The sequence below is a fragment of the Tsukamurella sp. USMM236 genome, assembly GCF_037148755.1.
Lineage (GTDB): Bacteria > Actinomycetota > Actinomycetes > Mycobacteriales > Mycobacteriaceae > Tsukamurella.
In genome coordinates, this window is the sequence record NZ_JBBCSS010000011.1 from 1 (window position 1) to 16816 (window position 16816).

Below are 16816 nucleotides of genomic sequence, written 5' to 3' on the forward strand. Positions count from 1 at the left end.
CCGTCAGGTCCGCCTCGGCCGGTTGACGCCCGTCGAATACGAGACGATCATCAACACAGCCGCCTCAGCGGCATGACACCGACACTGTCACCCGATCGTGCAGCAGTCCCATCCGGCTATCCCTAGCCTACGCCCTCGCCACAGCCAAGAGAGGTCCTGCGAGACCGAGACCACACAGGCGCGATGCACGCTGTCGACGAGCTCCGCTGTCTTGCGGCACGATAGAGTCCGTGAGTAGTTCAGGCGGTCGGGAGCGCGATCGCGACTCCGATGGACGGGCACGAAATGCCCGCCCACGCGATCGTCTCGGTCGCCCTCTCCCCATCGGGCGCGTCGGGATCGACCGTGTACCCGACGACTTGGACCTTCCGCCGGAGGTTGCGTTGTCCTGGGCGCAAGACTTGCTGAACCGCGGGTACGCCTTCACCGCGCACGAGGTCCTCGAGAGTGCGTGGAAGAGCCGCCCAGGCGAGGAGAGCCAGCTCTGGCAAGGGCTCGCGCAACTCGCGGTCGGCATCACCCATGTACAGCGGCGTAATCCGAAGGGAGCGATCGTCTTGCTCGAACGTGCGGCAGTTCGGATCGGGCACAGCCGCAGCGCCGCCCCTCACCGCATCGACTCGACCGGCCTTGTCCGATACGCCGAGGAGCTCATGGATCTGCTGCGGCGCGAGGTGGAGCCGACGCCAGGTCGGCTAGTCCCTCGCCTCACTCACGCACAAGCCGGAGAGGCAACCGGCGAACCGCGCTCCAACGGGCACTGAATCCTGTTCGTCGGACGAACGATAAGACTCGCCGGTGCCCGACATGTCGATCACAGGCGTACGCTTAAGAGGAGTTGATTTCCCACCGGGATTCCCTTGGTGCTCTCGACTTGCTCAGCGGAATTCTGTTCCGGATCGGAGCGTCCTCATGACGCATCCACTTCACCTATTGCCCCTCGAATCGGCGCGGTTCGAACTGAAACCGCTCGGATCGATCGTCGGTGTGGTCGACGGCGTCTGGTGGCCGCGGTCACGCAACCTGCGCGACGAGCTGCTGCAGGTCTATCCGCTCCTCCGCGATCGGGTCTGCCATCTCGAGAGGGTGTGCTACCGCTACTCGAACTGGGACTCGATCCCTCGCAAGGTATCGATCGACGGCGACGTCGTTCGGCTAGACGGCTACGCCACCCAGGAACTCGACACCGTTCGGTTCGTCGGCATCCGAACGTCATTGGTATGCGCTCTGATCCCACCCGGCACCGAACGCGAGGTCGCGGAGCTGGCATCCATGCTCGCGATGACCGGCGCGGTGACCCAATCCGCGCACGCACTCAACGAGGAAGCCGCCGACACCACTGCCAGGATTCATCAACGTCGGGTCGCTGAACGCGTGTGGGACGACGAGGGCGGTCACGCCCCATCGCCTTCCCGAACCGCCCTGCGCCCTGCTGAGGTGACGCCATGAACGCCCCACTGCGCATGTCCGTGGATCCCATCACGACGTACCGCAATCTCGACGGCTCCGTCGAACGGTGGTGGTCCGCCCGCACGCTCACGCATCGGCAGGTCACCATCGAGACCACGATCAAGACCCTCAACAACAGTGCTGGCGAGATCTCTGCCGCTGACGTCGAGCTACTGGTCACCGACCAGAAGTCACCGCGCCGAATCGGGATCCCAGTGGCGGTGCTCGACAGCGTCATCGCTGCCCTGACCACCGCGCGGGACGACGCGCGGACCGTCATCGCCACGGACGCGGGCACCGAGTGAGTTCACGCGCTCACCCCGGGCCCGAGGCTCTGCGACGGCTCCTCGATCGAGGGCCAGCTCGGGACGGAGTCCCGACGCCGATACCGGGCCGAGTGCTGCTGCCGCCCCGCTCCTCGCTCGCCCGCGGGATCGACGGGGTGTGGTGGCCCCGCAGCCGTGACCTCCAGACAGAGCTCCCCACCGTGCTCCCATCCGTCGGCTTGAAACTGCAGACCCTAGAGTGCATCCACTTCTGCCCCGCGGACTGGACCACCCGAGTCCGACAGCTTCCAGCACGTGACGGCACCGTCATCGAGACCCGTCACCTCGTCACCGCGGGCCTAGTGGTATTCACCGGCCCCCGGGTCGCGGTGATCTACGCACTCATCGCTCCCGACGCCTCGACATCAGCAGCAGAAGAGATCGCCGCGCGTCACCTCCCCGCTTGAGCGCGCCTACTTCATTACACCTCACTAGAAGATGAAGCGGTGTCGTCAATGCCCATCGGATCCCACCGACAGTCGACGCTCACACCGGCGTTGAACTCTCCTCACGCGAAGCATCGGTTGGACACCGGCACCGAGCGCGTGCGCCTGGACCTCGACGACGAGCTAAGAGCGGGCCTATGGTGGCCCCGCTCGACCGACTACGCCGCTGAGATCCACGATCTCGCATACAGCTGCGGGTTGGCACTCGGACAGCGCGTCGAGCGAATCACATTCGCATGGAACCACGAGACCATCGAGCGCCTTCGGACGATGAGACTCAGTAGTGGCCTCCTGCTCGGCGACCCGGGGGATGGTCAGCCGCGTGAGGAGATGCACGTGTACGTGGACGGCGGGCACATGGTTCCGCTCACCGTTGTTCCACCGGCAGCCCACGGTGTCGGCAGCCACGCCGCGCCGAGGGCAGAGTGACCCCGCGTCATGAGCTGATGGGCCGTCGCAGACGAAACTGGCCCCCGCCGATAGGCGGAGGCCAGTTCCCCGGTAGGCCGAAGATCAGCCGTTAGGGGTAGAGCTTCGTTCCCTGCTCACCGCGGAGGAAGAAGTCGTCTACGGAGCGTCGCACCTTGCCCCACCAGGTGGAGGGCTCATCGCTATCAGCGCCGCAATCGGTCACGGCAGGACCTGGACCGCGACCGCCTGCGGCCCTCGGTCGCCCGCCTCCGCGTCGTAGGAGACGCGGTTGTTCTCCTCGAGGTTGCGGAAGCCGCCGTTGGCCACGATGCCCGTGAAGTGGACGAACAGATCCTTGCCACCGTCGTCGGGGGTGATGAAGCCGAATCCCTTCTCGCTGTTGAACCATTTGACGGTACCTTGAGCCATGGAGATCTCCTGAGAAAGTGAATTAGCAGGGCGAACGATTTCGCGTCTGGGCCTGCGGAGTTCTACGAAGTTGAAGTACTGACATACAGGATTTCGGTGATTACCTGCCGCGTGAAGTTCTCGCGAGCGTATCACCAAGAAAGTCAACCAATTTCACAGTAGCACACATCGCTATGCCGAGGACGGTGGGGCTCAGAAGTGGGCTCCATTCATAGGCGCTCAATCCCGGGCAACCTCCGCCACTCGCCCTCCTCGTTCATCCGCTCAATCCCGGCTTCGAGTTCGCGCCGCTGGATCGCCACACGGATGCGCGCCTTCTCCGCTTCGCTCACGATCGCGGAGTCGCTGCACGCGACGCCCAGGCAGACCACGCCGCGTGATCGCCCGGACCTATCAGGCGCACAGAGTTGCTCGCGGCGATGTCCCACCGCCCGCCGAACAAGTGACGCTGGACATAGCCCGTCAGCATGCATCCGCTCGGCGGCAGCCTTCGCCCCCGGACCTCACGCGGAACATGGGGTTGTCGACCAAACAGACCCTCCAGAGGACATACCTGCCCAGGATTCGAGTCATTCACACGGCGTCGACCGGCGGCTGCGGTGTGGACTCGGGGTTTGCCTGCTCGACATCGGCTCCATCGGCCGGCCGCGCGAGCAGCGTCATCTCCGCGATGTTCGTGTCGAACGCAACAACGCCGGACGGCGGCAGCGCATTGGTGTGACGCGTCTAGGCCTCGTGGCCGAGAATCGTTTCCTCCGGGTTGTGCACAGGGCAGAGCGCCTTGAACGCGGCGCCGGCTTCGACGGCGGACTCTAGGTTTGATAGCCGGAGGTTCGCCTTGACCTTGCAGACCGCTGATACTCCCTCGACGAAGAAGTCCTCCGCCTTCTCAGGGTTCAGCGAATTGAATGCGTGGTTGGCGTTAGTGATCACCACATCTGCCTACTTGGACTCGTAGCCGTGGGAGTCGTTGACTGCGCCACGCCCCACGCGGATCGCCCGCGGTGGTAGCGCCGACGACCCTCTGCGTTGGGTCGGGTGGACGCGCCGCAACCCAGCGCCATCACCCCGGCGATGACGATCTCGGCCACGAGCAGCGACGCCGACATGGACCAGCTTCTGCTCGGGTTCACGAGGCACATGAGCGGCGACCTCGATGCTCTGCGTACCGCTGCCGTCACCCTCCGCGACACGCTGCGGCAGGTCCACCTCGCCTCTGCCGACCCGAGCCGCTGGACCCGACCGTCCGGGTGCAGCATCCGCCACCGCGGTGGTGTCGCGCCCCGATCGTCGCGTCAGCGGAACGGCGTCAGGTCTCATGGCTAAGCAGTGCGGCAGTATCCGTGAGCGCAGCACCCGGCGTGTGCACATAGGTGCGCATCGCCAGCACGCCACCATCGGCATGCCCGAGCCACGCAGCGATCATCGGCACCGGCGCACCCCGCAGAGCCAGCAACGAAGCAGCCGTGTGCCTCGACGCATGCAGCCGGCGGTGCGGCAGGTTGGCGTCCTCCAAACTCTTCTTCCACCACGCGTTCAAGGTTCTCGGCGAGAGCGGCGCTCCGAGGTCCAGTGCGAACACGTACGGATCGTCGCCGCCCTCCCACCGCTCCCCGAGTCTTCCGCGGTTGGCATGCATCTCCGCGTGCGCACGGCGGAGGATAGGGAGGAGGTGTGGAGGGATCGGGAGTGTGCGCGACGAGGAGGCGGTCTTTGCGTCATCCTGCTCGATAACCTTCCCTGTGACGGTCACGCGGGTCGCGGCGACTGCGATCGAGGGCGCACCCCCTTCGAGAACGACGGCGCTCCAGCGCAACCCGCTGAGCTCTCCGCGGCGGAGTCCAAGCAGCGCCAAGTGCACGAACGGTTCACGCCGTCGGGCGTAACCGTTCGCGCCGTCGCTGTGTGCCTTGATCAGCAGCTCCACCTCAGCCTCCGAGAGGCTGTCGTCGACCTTCATCGCGGGCTCACCACTCGGCTTGCGCAGCGGCTCTACCAATGCCACGACGTTCCGCGCTACGACTCCCTCCGCATGCAGGTCGGCCCAGACCTTCCGCCACCGAGCGAGCATCGGATTGATCGAGGTGCGCCTCCACAATCCGCGGTCGCCCGCGCCGGTGCGGAGGTCGGTGACGAGTCGCTCAACATCCGCCTTCGAGAGCTTCTGCACCTTCGTGTTGCCGTACGCGGCGACCACGGGTGCCAAGGAGAATTTGTACGCGGCGGCCGTGCTCGGCTTCGTCCGTGCAGCCTTCGCAGTGAGCCACGCCTCTACCGCCTCGTGCACCGTCAGGTCGCTGGGCGGCGTATGGGTACCGGATTCGAGTTCGGTGAGCGTCTTCGCGTGCCATGCCTTCGCCTCGTCGAACGACCGGAACCGCTTCCGGTGCTGGAGTCGCTTCCCAGTGGAAAGCGTGGCGTTGATCCGCGCCTCGTATCGGGGTCCACGCGAACCGTCGATGCGCGTGATGTAGCTGGGTAGTCGAGCCATGTGTACATCCCATCGGTGATTTCTATGATCACCAGCCAGCCGGGACGACACGCCGAAACTAGCGCCGAGAATTCCTTCGGCGATAGTGGCAAGGTGTGGCAAGTCTCGAGGGGCCCGATGCCGTGTCCGGCACCGGGACCCTGTTCTACCTGCGGAAGCGGAGGGATTTGAACCCCCGGTGGTTTCACCCACGCTCGCTTTCAAGGCGAGTGCATTCGGCCGCTCTGCCACGCTTCCCTAGCGCCGTACGATACCGGACCCACCAGAGGCTCACCGCTCAGAGACGCTCGATGATGGTGCCGTTCGCCATGCCGTTGCCCTCGCACATCGTCTGCAGGCCGTAGCGGCCACCGGTCTGCTCGAGGTGGTTGACCAACGTCGCGAGCAGGCGAGTGCCGGACGCACCGAGCGGGTGGCCGAGCGCGATCGCGCCACCGCGCGGGTTCAGGCGGGCGGGGTCGACGTCGAACTCGGCGGCCCACGCCATCGGCACCGAGGCGAAGGCCTCGTTGACCTCGAAGGCGTCGATGTCGTCGGCGCGCAGGCCGGCGCGGGCGAGCACCTTGTGCGTCACGGGGATCGGGCCGCTCAGCATGACCTCGGGGTCGGAGCCGACCACGGAGAAGGCGTGGAACCGCGCCCGCGGGGTCAGGCCCAGGGCCTCGGCCTTCTCCGCGCTCATGATCAGCGCGGCGGAGGCACCGTCGGTCAGCGGCGACGAGTTGCCTGGCGTGATCGACCAATCGATCTCGGGGTACCGCTCCGCGAACCTGGGATCGGCGAAGGCGGGCTTGAGACCACCCAGTCCCTCCGCGGTGGTCGAGCCGCGCACGGTCTCGTCGACGGCGTGCACTCCGCCGTCGGGGAGCGCGACGGGCACGATCTCCCGGTCGAAGCCGCCGGCGGCCTGCGTCGCCGCGGCCCGACGGTGCGACTCGGCGGCGAAGGCGTCGAGCGCCTCGCGGTCGAACTTGCCTCGTGCGGCGAGCAACTCGGCGCCGATGCCCTGGTGCGGCAGGCTCGGGAAGCGGGCGGCGAGCGGCGCGAAGGGCGCGCCTCCGGTGGGGCTGGTGCCCATGGGCACGCGGCTCATGGACTCGACGCCGCCGGCGATCACCACGTCGTACGCGCCGGCGATCACGCCCTGCGCCGCGAAATGCGCTGCCTGCTGCGACGATCCGCACTGCCGGTCGATCGTGGTGCCGGGCACCTCGATCGGGAGGCCGGCGGTGAGCGCGGCGACGCGCGCGATGTTGAGCGCCTGATCCCCCACCTGCTGGACGCACCCGCCGATCACGTCCTCGACGAGGGCGGGATCGAGGTCGTTGCGCTCGATGAGGGCGGAGATGACGCCCGCGAACAGGTCGACGGGGTGGACGGGGTGCAGAGCGCCGCCGGGCTTGCCCTTGCCGGACGGGGTGCGGACGATGTCGACGATGACGGCGTCGGTCATGGCAGTGTTTCCTTCGATCTCAGATGACTAGGGGGTTCAGCGCGGGGCCATGCGGATGGCGCCGTCGAGGCGGATGGTCTCGCCGTTGAGCATCGGGTTGCCGACGATGGCGGCGACGAGGTCGGCGTACTCCGACGGGTCGCCGAGCCGCGCGGGGTGCGGCACCTGCGCGCCGAGGGAGGCGCGGGCCTCCTCGGGCAGCGTGCCGAGCAGCGGCGTGAGGAACAGGCCCGGCGCGATGGTGACCACGCGGATCGCGAGCGACGCCAGGTCGCGGGCGATCGGCAACGTCATGCCCACGACGCCGCCCTTCGACGCCGAGTACGCCGCCTGGCCGATCTGGCCGTCGAAGGCCGCGACGGACGCGGTGTTGACGATGACGCCGCGCTCCTCGCCGTCGAGCGCGTTCTCGGCGATCGCGGTGGCGGCCAGCCGGATCACGTTGAACGTGCCGATGAGGTTCACCGAGATCACCTTCGAGAAGGCGTCGAGCGGGAACGCGCCCTTCTTGCCCGTGGTCTTGATCGCGTTGCCGATGCCGGCGCAGTTCACGACGATCGCGAGGGTGCCCTCGTCATTGGCGAGGTCGACGGCCGCCTGTACCGCGGCCTCGTCGGTCACGTCGGCGGGGGCGAAGCGCACGGCGTCGCCGAGACCGGCGAGCGCTGAGGTGTCGGCGCTCGGCAGGTCGATCGCGACGACCCGGGCGCCGCCGGCGACGAGGCGGGTCACCGTCGCCAGACCCAGGCCGGAGGCGCCGCCGGTGACGAGTGCGGTCTTGTTCTTCAGGTCCATCGCGGTCTCCTCGCCGTCGTGCCACCGTTTCAAGTGACAGAATGTTCATTCACTTCTAACATATGGCGGCCCTCGCTACCGCATTCCCGCGAAGCCGGGACCCACACCACAGCCCGCGCGACGGCCGCGCCCGGTGTGCTACCCATGAACCATGAGGGCCATCGACGTCGACGAAACCACGAAGGACCTGCGCATCATCGACCTCCCGATCCCCGAACCCGGCCCCGGCGAGGTGCGGATCGCCGTCGCGGCGACGGCGGTCAATCGGGCCGACCTGATGCAGCGTTGCGGCCTCTACCCGCCGCCGCCCGGGGCAAGCCCGATCCTGGGCCTCGAGGTCTCTGGCACCGTCGACGCCGTCGGCCCGGAGGTCGAGGGGCTCGCCGTCGGCGACGAGGTGTGCGCGCTCCTGTCCGGCGGCGGCTACGCCGAGTACGCGATCGCGCCCGCCACCCAGTGCCTGCCCGTCCCCGCCGGGGTCTCCCTCGTCGACGCGGCGGCGCTCCCCGAGGTCGCCTGCACCGTCCACTCCAACGTCGTCACCGAGGCGGGGCTCCGCGCCGGCGAGACGCTCCTGCTCCACGGCGGCGGCAGCGGCATCGGCACGCACGCGATCCAGCTCGGTAAGGCCCTCGGGGCGACGGTGGCCGTCACCGTCGGCTCGGAGTTCAAGGCGCAGCGCTGCCGCGAGCTGGGCGCCGACATCGTGATCGACTACCACGACGAGGATTTCGCGGAGATCCTGCGCGACCGGGCCGACGTGATCCTCGACATCATGGGCGCGAAGTACCTGCCCCGCAACGTGAGCGCCCTCGCCCCGCACGGCCGGCTCGTGATCATCGGCCTGCAGGGCGGCGTGAAGGGCGAGCTGAACATCGGTGCGCTGCTGGGCAAGCGGGGCCGGGTCAGCGCCACCAACCTGCGGGGCCGCCCCGCCGTCGGGCCGCACAGCAAGGCCGAGGTCGTGGCCGCGGTCCGCGCACAGGTCTGGCCGCTCATCGCCGACGGTGCCGTGCGCCCCGTCGTCTCCGCGCGCCTCCCGCTCGACGACGCGGCCGCCGCCCACGACCTCCTGGACTCCCCCGAGTCCGTCGGAAAGGTGCTCCTGACCCCATGATCGACGACCTCGCCGCCCGCCTCCTCGAGGCGCAGATCGCCTTCGCGCGCAAGCAGCTCCGCGATACCGCCTACCACTCGCTGGTCATCGACGAGGTGGACCACGCGCTCGCCGTCGCCTCCGAGCTGACGCTCGCGGAGGCGGTGACGCCCGACATGATCAAGGCCGTCGCCGCGAAGTACGCCGTGCAGGTCCCGGTCGAGGGCGCGATCCCCGAGCTCGTCGGGGAGATCGCCGGCCGCCTGTACCGCCACACCGTCAACGACACCACGCGGCTCGACGAGGTCATCGACAGCCACAGCTTCGAGAAGCTGGTGAGCACCGTGACGGAGATGGACCTCACCGGGCGGGTCCTGCAGGCCCTGTCCGAGAGCCCCGCCACCGAGGACGCGGTGGCCTCGGTACTGCATGCCGCCGCCTCGTCCGCGGCCGACGACGCGAACCGCGCCCTCGCCCGGAACGCGGTGACGCGCACCGTCGCCGGGGCCGCGGCACGGGCCCTGCGCCCGGCCCTCCCCGCGCTCGGCCAGCGCGCCGACGCCGCCGCACGGCAGGGCGTGCGCTTCGCCCTGCGCCGGGTCGCGGCCGACGGTGACGAGACCCTCGCCGAGGCCGTCCGGGACTTCTGGCGCCAGCACCGCGGCAGCGCGGTCGCGGAGTACCGCGGCGTGCTCACCGACGCCGACGTCGAGGACGTGGTGGTGCTGATCTTCGAGTTCTGGCGCACCTTCCGCGACACCGATTACTTCCGCGCGCTGCTCGACGAGGGCATCGACCACGTCTTCGACAAGTACGGCGACGCCTCGCTGTACGAGCTGCTCGCCGAGCTGGGCGTGGGCCGCGAGGACATGATCGAGGAGGCGCTGCGGTTCGGCCCGCCGGTGATCGCGACGCTGGACAAGCGCGGCGTCATCGAGGACCTGCTGCGACGCCGCCTCACCCCGTTCTTCGAGTCCGAGGAGTACCGCGCCGCGATCGACGGTTGAGCGGAATCAGGCGAACGCGGTCACCAGGATCACGACGGCGCACACCGCGACGATCGCACCGCCCGCGGCGGTGACGATCCGCCGCATCCGCGCGGTCGACCGCGCCCGGAGCACCGCACCCAATCCGATGAGCACGAGATTCCAGCCGAACGAGGCGATCCCGACGCCGATCGCGAAGGCCGTCGCCACGGGCGGGCGGTTCAGCCCCTCCCCCAGCCCGACGGCGATGGCGCCGAAGTAGACGAGCGGGAACGGGTTGACGGCGGTGAGCCCGAAGAACATCGCGTACCGCGCCCATCCCCCGCTCCCGCCGGCGGGCTCGGCACCGTCGGGCTCGGCGGGCTCGGGACGGAAGGCCTTGCGCACCATGAGGACCGCGACCACGAGCAGCAGCAGGCCGCCGACGGCGGCGGGCCACCGCCCCCACTGCGAGACCAGCGGCGCCAGCACCGAACCGGCGGCCAGCGCCAGCACGGCGAAGATCAGGTCCGCGGTGCCGACGCCGGCGGCGGCGGGGACGGCGCGGCGCCAGCCGCGGGAGGCGCCCTCGTGCAACAGCATCACGCCGATGGCGCCGAGCGGGAGGACGGCGCCGAGGCCAGCGAGGATCCCCGCGCCGAAGGCGGCCGCCAGCGCCGACAGTCCCACCGGCTAACCCAGGGAGGCGAGGGCGCGGACCAGCTGGTCCACGTCGTACGGGGTCGAATAGGGCGCCAGGCCGACGGTGACCGCGCCCCCGTACTCCGGCACGCCCAGCCCGGCGAAGTACCGGCTCGGCACGTTCGACAGGGCGCACACGCCGTTGTCGGCGAGGCGCTTGGCGGCCTTGGCCGCCGGCACGCCCGGCATCGTGAAGGAGACCGTGGGCACCCGGCGCTCGGCGCGGCCGATGATCGCCACCTGCGGAGCCGAGGCCAGGGAGTTGAGCAAGTAGAACAGGAGCCGCTGCTGGTACTGGCGCAGGCCGAACATCGACTGCTCCAGCCGGTCCCGGCGCGTGCCGACCGACGACTCGTCGAGGCCGGCGAGGTGGTCGATCGAGGCGATGAGCCCCGCCAGCATCGCGTACTGATGCTCGCCCAGCTCGAACCGCTCCGGCCCCGTCAGGCTGCGATCGGGGTTCACGGCGCGCAACCGGCCGAACAGCGACGGATCGCGGAAGGCCATCGCGGCCACCTGCGGGCCGCCCCAGCGGTTCGCACTCACGAGCAGCACGTCGGCGCCGAGGCGCTCGATGTCGAGCAGCTCGTACGGCGCGGCGCTCGTCGCGTCCACCACGAGGAGCGCGCCCACGCGGTGCGCCGCCTGCGCCGCCGCGGCCACGTCGATGACGGTGCCGATGGTCGACGAGGCGTACGGCACCGCGATCACCGAGGTGCTCGGACCGGCCAGCTCCTCGAACTGCCACGCCGGGACCTCACCGGTCTCGATGTCGGCCTCGACCCACCGGACCCGGCCGCCGCCGCGATCCGCGACGCGGAGCCACGGCGACTGATTCGCATCGTCGTCCAGGCGACAGAGCACGATCTCCGAGCCGAGCCCGAGGCGCGCGCTCAGCGACTCCGCGAGGGAGGTGAGCAACTGCTCGCGGCTGGGCCCCAGCACCACGCCCTCCGGCTTGCCGTTGACGAGGTCCGCGACCGCCACCCGGGCGGCCTGCACGATCGAGCGCGTGTGCGCGGCCCCGGCGTAGACGCCGTAGGGGTTGCTGACGAATCCGCGGAAGGCGTTGGCCACCGCCGAGGACACCGCCCCGGGGATCTGCGCGCCGGCCTGCGGATCGAAATGGATCCACCCGTCTCCCAGGGCAGGATAGAGCCCCCGGACGCGGGCAACGTCGAATGCGGATACCGCAACCGCAGTCGATGCCCGGCCGGGTGCACCCTGGCCTTCTGAGAACGTGTTCACTGGGACGCAGATTACACCGCCGCACCGACGACACCGTGGTCCGCCCGCGGGGAGCTGCCAGAATGGTGGTATGAGCGATCGCAACGAGGTGGAGATCATTCCCGCGGGTGCCGGCGCCGGCGCGCACGGCGAAGCGGAGGAACCGGACAACGCCGCGGAGGAACTGCACGGCATGGTCGAGCAGCCCGCGAAGGTGATGCGGATCGGCACGATGATCAAGCAGCTCCTCGAGGAGGTGCGCGCCGCACCGCTCGACGAGGCCAGTCGCGCCCGGCTCAAGGACATCCACCGGACGTCGATCAAGGAGCTCGAGGACGGGCTCTCCCCCGACCTGCAGGCCGAGCTGGAGCGTCTCGCGCTGCCCTTCACGGACGAGTCGACCCCGTCGGACGCCGAGCTGCGGATCGCGCAGGCGCAGCTCGTCGGCTGGCTCGAGGGCCTCTTCCACGGCATCCAGACCGCCCTCTTCGCGCAGCAGATGGCCGCCCGGGCCCAGCTCGAGCAGATGCGCCAGGGCGCCCTGCCCCCGGCGATGAGCCCCGGCCCGGAGTCGCAGACCGGTCACGGGCAGTACCTGTGACGGTTCCGCCCGCGGGCGGTCGGCGCACCGCCGGAAGGCGGCCGGGGCGCTCCCGCTCGACGTGCGCCGGGCGGACCGTCGGGACGGGTACCCTGGCCTACCGTGCCCGTCGATAGCCCCCACGCCGCCCAACCGGCGCCTCTCGTCTCGGACTCGCGCACCTTCTCGCGCGCGATCCGCGACCTGGTCGACGGCGCCACCGTGCATCGCGAGCTCTGGCTCGAACTGGGCTGGCAGGACATCAAGCAGCGCTACCGCCGATCGGTGATCGGCCCCTTCTGGATCACGATCGCCACCGGCGTCACCGCCAGCGCACTCGCGCTGCTGTGGTCGGTACTACTCGGCGCCGACGTGAAGACGCTGCTGCCGCAGCTGACCGTCGGCTTCGTGCTGTGGGCCTTCATCCAGAGCTCGATCATCGACGGGGCCGAGGTCTTCATCGCCAACGAGGGCCTGATCAAACAGCTCCCCGCGCCGCTGTCGGTGCACGTCTACCGCCTGGTGTGGCGACACATGCTCTTCCTCGCCCACAACATGATCATCGTGGTGATCGTGCTGGCGATCTTCCCGCCGAAGCAGTGGTCGTGGACGCAGCTCAGCGTGATCCCCGGGTTCGCCATGCTGGCCATCACCGGCGTGTGGGTCTCGATGTTCTTCGGCATCCTCGCCACCCGGTTCCGCGACATCGCGCCGCTGCTCACCGCCCTGACGCAGTTGCTCTTCTACATCACCCCCGTGGTGTGGACGCTCGACACCGTGCCCGGCGGCAACAGCGAGCGCGCGCAGCTGGTGAAGCTGAACCCGCTGTACCACTACCTGGAGATGGTGCGCGGGCCGCTCACGGGCAAGCCCTTCGATCCCCAGCACTGGTACGTGGTGATCGGCTGCACGATCGTCGGCATGGGGCTGACCCTCGTGCTCATGAAGCAGTTCCGTTCCCGAGTCGCGTATTGGGTGTGAGATGAGCGTTTCCATTCGGACGCAGGACGCCTGCGTCGACTTCCCGGTGTTCGACGCGAAATCGCGCTCGATCAAGCGCGCGGTCATGGGCTCCGCCGGCGGCAAGGTGATGGCCGACGACAACGTGGTCGTCGTCGAGGCGCTGCGCAACATCACCATGAGCCTCGACGAGGGCGACCGCGTCGGGCTCGTCGGCCACAACGGCGCCGGCAAGTCGACGCTGCTGCGGCTCCTCGCCGGGATCTACGAGCCGACCCGCGGCTCCGCGCTCGTGAAGGGCCGCGTGGCCCCCGTCTTCGACCTCGGCGTGGGCATGGATCCCGAGATCTCCGGCATGGAGAACATCATCATCCGCGGGCTGTTCCTGGGGCAGACCCGCAAGTCGATGCTGCGCAAGGCCGACGAGATCGCCGAGTTCACCGAGCTGGGCGACTACCTGTCGATGCCGCTGCGCACCTACTCCACCGGCATGCGGGTGCGCATCGCCCTGGGCGTGGTCACGTCGATCGACCCCGAGATCCTGCTCCTCGACGAGGGCATCGGCGCCGTCGACGCCGAGTTCATGCGCAAGGCCCGCAAGCGGCTCTCCGCGCTGGTGGAGCGCTCCGGCATCCTCGTCTTCGCCTCGCACTCGAACGAGTTCCTCGCGCAGCTCTGCGACCGGGCGATGTGGATCGATCACGGCGAGATCCGGCAGGAGGGCGGCATCGAGGAGGTCGTGACCGCCTACGAGGGCCTCGACGCCGGCGCGCAGGTGCGCAAGGTGCTCGACATGCTCGAGGCCGAGAAGGATGAGTGACCCCCGGGGCACCGTCGTCGCGGTCGTCGTCACCCACGACCGGGCGGCCCTGCTCGCGAAGTCCCTGGAGGTGCTCAGCTCGCAGGAGCGCCCCGTCGACCACCTGATCGTGGTCGACAACGCGGCGCAGGACGAGGTGCGCGCGCTGGTCGAGTCCCAGCCCGTCGCCACCACGTACCTGCCCTCGCAGTTCAACCTGGGCGGCGCGGGCGGCTTCGCCCTCGGCATGCTGCACGCGCTCGCGCTGGGCGCCGACTGGATCTGGCTCGCCGACGACGACGGCCGTCCCGAGGGGCCGCAGGTGCTCGGGACGCTGCTCGACTGCGCCGAGCGGCACGGGCTGGCGGAGGTCTCGCCGGTGGTCTCGACGATCGACGACCCCGAGACGCTGGCCTTCCCACTGCGCCGCGGCCTCGTCTGGCGGCGCAAGCGCTCCGAGCTGATCGACCCGGAGGCACCGTCGGACGACGTGCTGATGGGGATCGCCTCCCTGTTCAACGGCGCGCTGTTCCGCAAGGACACCGTCGCGGCGGTGGGCGTGCCGGACCTGCGGCTGTTCATCCGCGGCGACGAGGTGGAGGTGCACCGCCGGCTGGTGCGCTCGGGCCTGCCCTTCGGCACCTGCCTCACCACCGCCTACCTGCACCCGAACGGCGCCGACGAGTTCCGGCCGATCCTGGGCGGGCGCATGCACACCCAGTACCCGGACAACGAGACCAAGCGCTTCTTCACCTACCGCAACCGCGGCTACCTGCAGTCCCAGCCCGGGATGCGGAAGCTGATCCCGCAGGAGTGGGCCCGTTTCGGCTGGTTCTTCCTGGTGCAGCAGCGCGACGTCGCAGGGTTCCGCGAGTGGCTGCGGCTGCGCAAGCTGGGCCGCGACGAGCGGTTCACGCGGCCCTGATCCCGGTGGCGCACACCTCTTATTGAAGGGGGCTCAACAGAGCTCCCGCGATGCCTCTATCATCGTCGTCATGGGAACGAGCCTGGTCTCCGATCTTCTTCCGCAGGGCCACGCCCTGCTGCGCATGCTCCAGCGCCGGGTCGTCGACCCGGCACGCCCCGACGTCGCGCTCCGCGCGCTCGGCTACAACCGGCAGTACGGCCCGCAGGCCGCGCTGGTGATCAAGGGCGCCGCGGAGAACCCCGACCGCATCGCGATCGTCGACGAGCGCGGCACCCTCACCTACGCGCAGTACGAGGCGCAGTCGAACGCCCTGGCCCGCGGCCTACGCGCATCCGGCCTCAAGTCCGGCGACGTGATCGCCGTGCTCGCCCGCGACCACCGCGGCCTCCTGCTCATCATCAGCGCCGCCGCCCGCGCGGGCATGCGCCTGGCCATGATGAACACCGGCTTCGCCAAGCCCCAGTTCGCCGAGGTCTGCGCCCGCGAGAAGGTGCAGGCCGTCTTCCACGACAGCGAGTTCACCTCCCTGCTGGACGCCCTGCCCGAGGACATGCCGCAGTACCTGACCTGGGTCGACGAGGCCGACGCCGTGCCCGCGGGCGCGAAGACCATCGACCAGCTGATCGCCGGCCGCGACGCCAAGCGCGTCCCGCCGCCGGAGAAGCAGGGCGGCTTCATCATCCTGACCTCGGGCACCACCGGCCTGCCCAAGGGCGCGACCCGCAGCAAGGTGCCCTCGCTGGCGACCGCGATGCTCGTCGACCGCATCCCCTTCAAGCGCCGCGGCACCGTCGTCATCGCCTCGCCGATCTTCCATTCCACGGGATTCGCCATGTGGTCCGCCGGGATGTCGGTGGGCTGCACCACCGTGACGATGCGCCGGTTCGACCCGGAGAACACCCTCAAGCTGATCGCGGACAACCGCGCCGACATGCTGGTCGCGGTGCCCACGATGCTCACCCGCATGCTGAGCCTGCCCGCGGAGACGCTCGCGAAGTACGACACCAGCTGCCTCAAGTCCGTGGTCGTGGCCGGGTCCGCGGTCTCCCCCGAGCTCTCGGAGAAGTTCCAGGACGTCTTCGGCGACGTGCTCTACAACGTCTACGGCTCGACCGAGGTCGCCGTCGCCACCGTCGCGACGCCGCGCAACCTGCGCACCGCGCCCGGCACCGTCGGCAAGCCGCCGGTGCTGACGACGGTGCGCCTGTACGACGAGAACGACGCGCTCGTCGAGGGCGTCGGCAAGCGCGGCCGGGTCTTCGTGCGCGCCGGCGCGCCCTTCGAGGGCTACAGCGACGGCCGCACGAAGCAGATCATCGACGGCCACCTCTCGTCGGGCGACATGGGCCACTGGGACGAGCACGGCCTGCTGCACATCGACGGCCGCGACGACGACATGATCGTCTCCGGCGGCGAGAACGTCTACCCGCTCGAGGTGGAGAACCTGCTGGTCACCCGCGACGACGTGGTGGAGGCCGCGGTGATCGGCGTGCCCGATCCCGAGTTCGGCCAGCGCCTGCGCGCCTTCGTCGTGATCGACGGCGGCGCGCCCTCCGACGAGGAGGCGCTCGTGAAGGACCTCAAGGACTACGTGCGCGGCAACCTCGCCCGCTTCAAGGTCCCGCGCGACGTCGTCTTCCTCGACACGCTGCCCCGCAACCCCACCGGCAAGATCGTCCGCCGGGAGCTCCCGAAGGACTGACGCGACGACGAGTTCGGCCCCGGATCCGCAGCACGCGGACCGGGGCCGAACCCGTTA

At 69.4% G+C, this 16816-nt stretch carries 20 protein-coding genes and 1 tRNA gene; 12 read left to right on the forward strand and 9 right to left on the reverse strand.

The window, feature by feature from the left end; genetic code table 11:
- The first annotated feature begins 230 nt into the window (after positions 1-230).
- From WFK95_RS23700 to WFK95_RS23715, 5 genes are all read left to right on the forward strand, one after another.
- A complete protein-coding gene (locus WFK95_RS23700) occupies positions 231-764 on the forward strand; it encodes a DUF309 domain-containing protein (protein WP_224645649.1) in 534 nt (177 codons plus the stop codon).
- Positions 765-912: 148 nt separating this feature from the next.
- Positions 913-1449 (forward strand): DUF5994 family protein, encoded by a 537-nt coding sequence (locus WFK95_RS23705; protein ID WP_224645648.1) that lies wholly within the window; start codon positions 913-915, stop codon positions 1447-1449.
- The gene (locus tag WFK95_RS23710; protein ID WP_224645647.1) at positions 1446-1754 is read left to right on the forward strand and encodes a hypothetical protein; all 309 of its coding nucleotides are present in this window, start codon (positions 1446-1448) and stop codon (positions 1752-1754) included. Before WFK95_RS23705 ends, WFK95_RS23710 begins: the two co-directional genes overlap by 4 nt.
- Before the next feature lie 92 nt (positions 1755-1846).
- Positions 1847-2182: a DUF5994 family protein gene (locus WFK95_RS24795; RefSeq protein ID WP_426000802.1), complete on the forward strand. Its 336-nt coding sequence runs from the start codon at positions 1847-1849 to the stop codon at positions 2180-2182.
- 48 nt (positions 2183-2230) lie between these two features.
- Positions 2231-2650 (forward strand): DUF5994 family protein, encoded by a 420-nt coding sequence (locus tag WFK95_RS23715; RefSeq protein WP_224645645.1) that lies wholly within the window; start codon positions 2231-2233, stop codon positions 2648-2650.
- A gap of 201 nt (positions 2651-2851) precedes the next feature.
- On the opposite strand, the gene WFK95_RS23720 is transcribed toward WFK95_RS23715, so the two are convergent.
- The 7 genes from WFK95_RS23720 to WFK95_RS23750 form a co-directional block, all read right to left on the reverse strand.
- Positions 2852-3061: a cold-shock protein gene (locus WFK95_RS23720; protein WP_224645644.1), complete on the reverse strand. Its 210-nt coding sequence runs from the start codon at positions 3059-3061 to the stop codon at positions 2852-2854.
- A gap of 209 nt (positions 3062-3270) precedes the next feature.
- The gene (locus WFK95_RS23725; RefSeq protein WP_336672177.1) at positions 3271-3393 is read right to left on the reverse strand and encodes a hypothetical protein; all 123 of its coding nucleotides are present in this window, start codon (positions 3391-3393) and stop codon (positions 3271-3273) included.
- Between the two features lie 394 nt (positions 3394-3787).
- Positions 3788-3994 carry a hypothetical protein gene (locus WFK95_RS23730; RefSeq protein ID WP_224645643.1) on the reverse strand — a complete coding sequence of 69 codons (207 nt, stop codon included), beginning with the start codon at positions 3992-3994 and terminating at the stop codon, positions 3788-3790.
- Positions 3995-4370: 376 nt separating this feature from the next.
- Positions 4371-5552: a site-specific integrase gene (locus WFK95_RS23735; RefSeq protein ID WP_224645642.1), complete on the reverse strand. Its 1182-nt coding sequence runs from the start codon at positions 5550-5552 to the stop codon at positions 4371-4373.
- Between the two features lie 152 nt (positions 5553-5704).
- Positions 5705-5789 (reverse strand) — tRNA-Ser (locus WFK95_RS23740).
- Between the two features lie 40 nt (positions 5790-5829).
- Entirely contained in the window at positions 5830-7005 is a 1176-nt protein-coding gene (locus WFK95_RS23745; RefSeq protein ID WP_224645641.1) for a thiolase family protein, read from the reverse strand.
- Positions 7006-7041: 36 nt separating this feature from the next.
- Complete coding sequence (locus tag WFK95_RS23750) at positions 7042-7800, reverse strand: 3-hydroxyacyl-CoA dehydrogenase (protein WP_336672178.1); 759 nt, start codon at positions 7798-7800, stop codon at positions 7042-7044.
- A gap of 151 nt (positions 7801-7951) precedes the next feature.
- Here WFK95_RS23750 and WFK95_RS23755 point away from each other — a divergent pair, with 151 nt between their 5' ends.
- Together WFK95_RS23755 and WFK95_RS23760 are read left to right on the forward strand one after the other, a co-directional pair.
- A complete protein-coding gene (locus tag WFK95_RS23755) occupies positions 7952-8917 on the forward strand; it encodes an NAD(P)H-quinone oxidoreductase (protein ID WP_336672179.1) in 966 nt (321 codons plus the stop codon).
- A complete protein-coding gene (locus WFK95_RS23760) occupies positions 8914-9903 on the forward strand; it encodes a hypothetical protein (RefSeq protein WP_336672180.1) in 990 nt (329 codons plus the stop codon). Before WFK95_RS23755 ends, WFK95_RS23760 begins: the two co-directional genes overlap by 4 nt.
- A gap of 6 nt (positions 9904-9909) precedes the next feature.
- On the opposite strand, the gene WFK95_RS23765 is transcribed toward WFK95_RS23760, so the two are convergent.
- Together WFK95_RS23765 and WFK95_RS23770 are read right to left on the reverse strand one after the other, a co-directional pair.
- Positions 9910-10551, reverse strand: a complete 642-nt coding sequence (locus WFK95_RS23765; protein ID WP_336672181.1) for a LysE family transporter — start codon at positions 10549-10551, stop codon at positions 9910-9912.
- 3 nt (positions 10552-10554) lie between these two features.
- Entirely contained in the window at positions 10555-11811 is a 1257-nt protein-coding gene (locus WFK95_RS23770) for a cysteine desulfurase-like protein (protein ID WP_336672182.1), read from the reverse strand.
- 70 nt (positions 11812-11881) lie between these two features.
- On the opposite strand from WFK95_RS23770, the gene WFK95_RS23775 reads away from it, so the two are divergent.
- The 5 genes from WFK95_RS23775 to WFK95_RS23795 all read left to right on the forward strand — a co-directional run bounded on the left by WFK95_RS23775 (position 11882) and on the right by WFK95_RS23795 (position 16759).
- Positions 11882-12391, forward strand: a complete 510-nt coding sequence (locus tag WFK95_RS23775; RefSeq protein WP_443081588.1) for a bacterial proteasome activator family protein — start codon at positions 11882-11884, stop codon at positions 12389-12391.
- A 102-nt stretch (positions 12392-12493) separates the two neighbouring features.
- Positions 12494-13351: a galactan export ABC transporter permease subunit Wzm/RfbD gene (gene wzm, locus WFK95_RS23780; protein WP_336672183.1), complete on the forward strand. Its 858-nt coding sequence runs from the start codon at positions 12494-12496 to the stop codon at positions 13349-13351.
- A 1-nt stretch (position 13352) separates the two neighbouring features.
- The gene (gene wzt / locus WFK95_RS23785) at positions 13353-14150 is read left to right on the forward strand and encodes a galactan export ABC transporter ATP-binding subunit Wzt/RfbE (protein ID WP_336672184.1); all 798 of its coding nucleotides are present in this window, start codon (positions 13353-13355) and stop codon (positions 14148-14150) included.
- A complete protein-coding gene (glfT1, locus tag WFK95_RS23790; RefSeq protein ID WP_336672185.1) occupies positions 14143-15054 on the forward strand; it encodes a galactofuranosyltransferase GlfT1 in 912 nt (303 codons plus the stop codon). The genes wzt and glfT1 overlap by 8 nt, the downstream gene beginning before the upstream one ends.
- A 70-nt stretch (positions 15055-15124) precedes the next feature.
- Positions 15125-16759 (forward strand): acyl-CoA synthetase, encoded by a 1635-nt coding sequence (locus WFK95_RS23795; protein WP_224645632.1) that lies wholly within the window; start codon positions 15125-15127, stop codon positions 16757-16759.
- Positions 16760-16816: the final 57 nt, after the last annotated feature.

What these genes read in the sequence shown, in the direction of transcription:
- WFK95_RS23705 (WP_224645648.1), top strand. Translation starts at nt 913, where the DNA reads ATGACGCATCCACTTCACCTATTGCCCCTCGAATCGGCGCGGTTCGAA.
- WFK95_RS23710 (WP_224645647.1), top strand. Translation starts at nt 1,446, where the DNA reads ATGAACGCCCCACTGCGCATGTCCGTGGATCCCATCACGACGTACCGC.
- WFK95_RS23715 (WP_224645645.1), top strand. Translation starts at nt 2,231, where the DNA reads ATGCCCATCGGATCCCACCGACAGTCGACGCTCACACCGGCGTTGAAC.
- WFK95_RS23720 (WP_224645644.1), bottom strand. Translation starts at nt 3,061, where the DNA reads ATGGCTCAAGGTACCGTCAAATGGTTCAACAGCGAGAAGGGATTCGGC.
- WFK95_RS23735 (WP_224645642.1), bottom strand. Translation starts at nt 5,552, where the DNA reads ATGGCTCGACTACCCAGCTACATCACGCGCATCGACGGTTCGCGTGGA.
- WFK95_RS23745 (WP_224645641.1), bottom strand. Translation starts at nt 7,005, where the DNA reads ATGACCGACGCCGTCATCGTCGACATCGTCCGCACCCCGTCCGGCAAG.
- WFK95_RS23750 (WP_336672178.1), bottom strand. Translation starts at nt 7,800, where the DNA reads ATGGACCTGAAGAACAAGACCGCACTCGTCACCGGCGGCGCCTCCGGC.
- WFK95_RS23755 (WP_336672179.1), top strand. Translation starts at nt 7,952, where the DNA reads ATGAGGGCCATCGACGTCGACGAAACCACGAAGGACCTGCGCATCATC.
- WFK95_RS23760 (WP_336672180.1), top strand. Translation starts at nt 8,914, where the DNA reads ATGATCGACGACCTCGCCGCCCGCCTCCTCGAGGCGCAGATCGCCTTC.
- WFK95_RS23775 (WP_443081588.1), top strand. Translation starts at nt 11,882, where the DNA reads ATGAGCGATCGCAACGAGGTGGAGATCATTCCCGCGGGTGCCGGCGCC.
- wzt (WP_336672184.1), top strand. Translation starts at nt 13,353, where the DNA reads ATGAGCGTTTCCATTCGGACGCAGGACGCCTGCGTCGACTTCCCGGTG.
- glfT1 (WP_336672185.1), top strand. Translation starts at nt 14,143, where the DNA reads ATGAGTGACCCCCGGGGCACCGTCGTCGCGGTCGTCGTCACCCACGAC.
- WFK95_RS23795 (WP_224645632.1), top strand. Translation starts at nt 15,125, where the DNA reads ATGGGAACGAGCCTGGTCTCCGATCTTCTTCCGCAGGGCCACGCCCTG.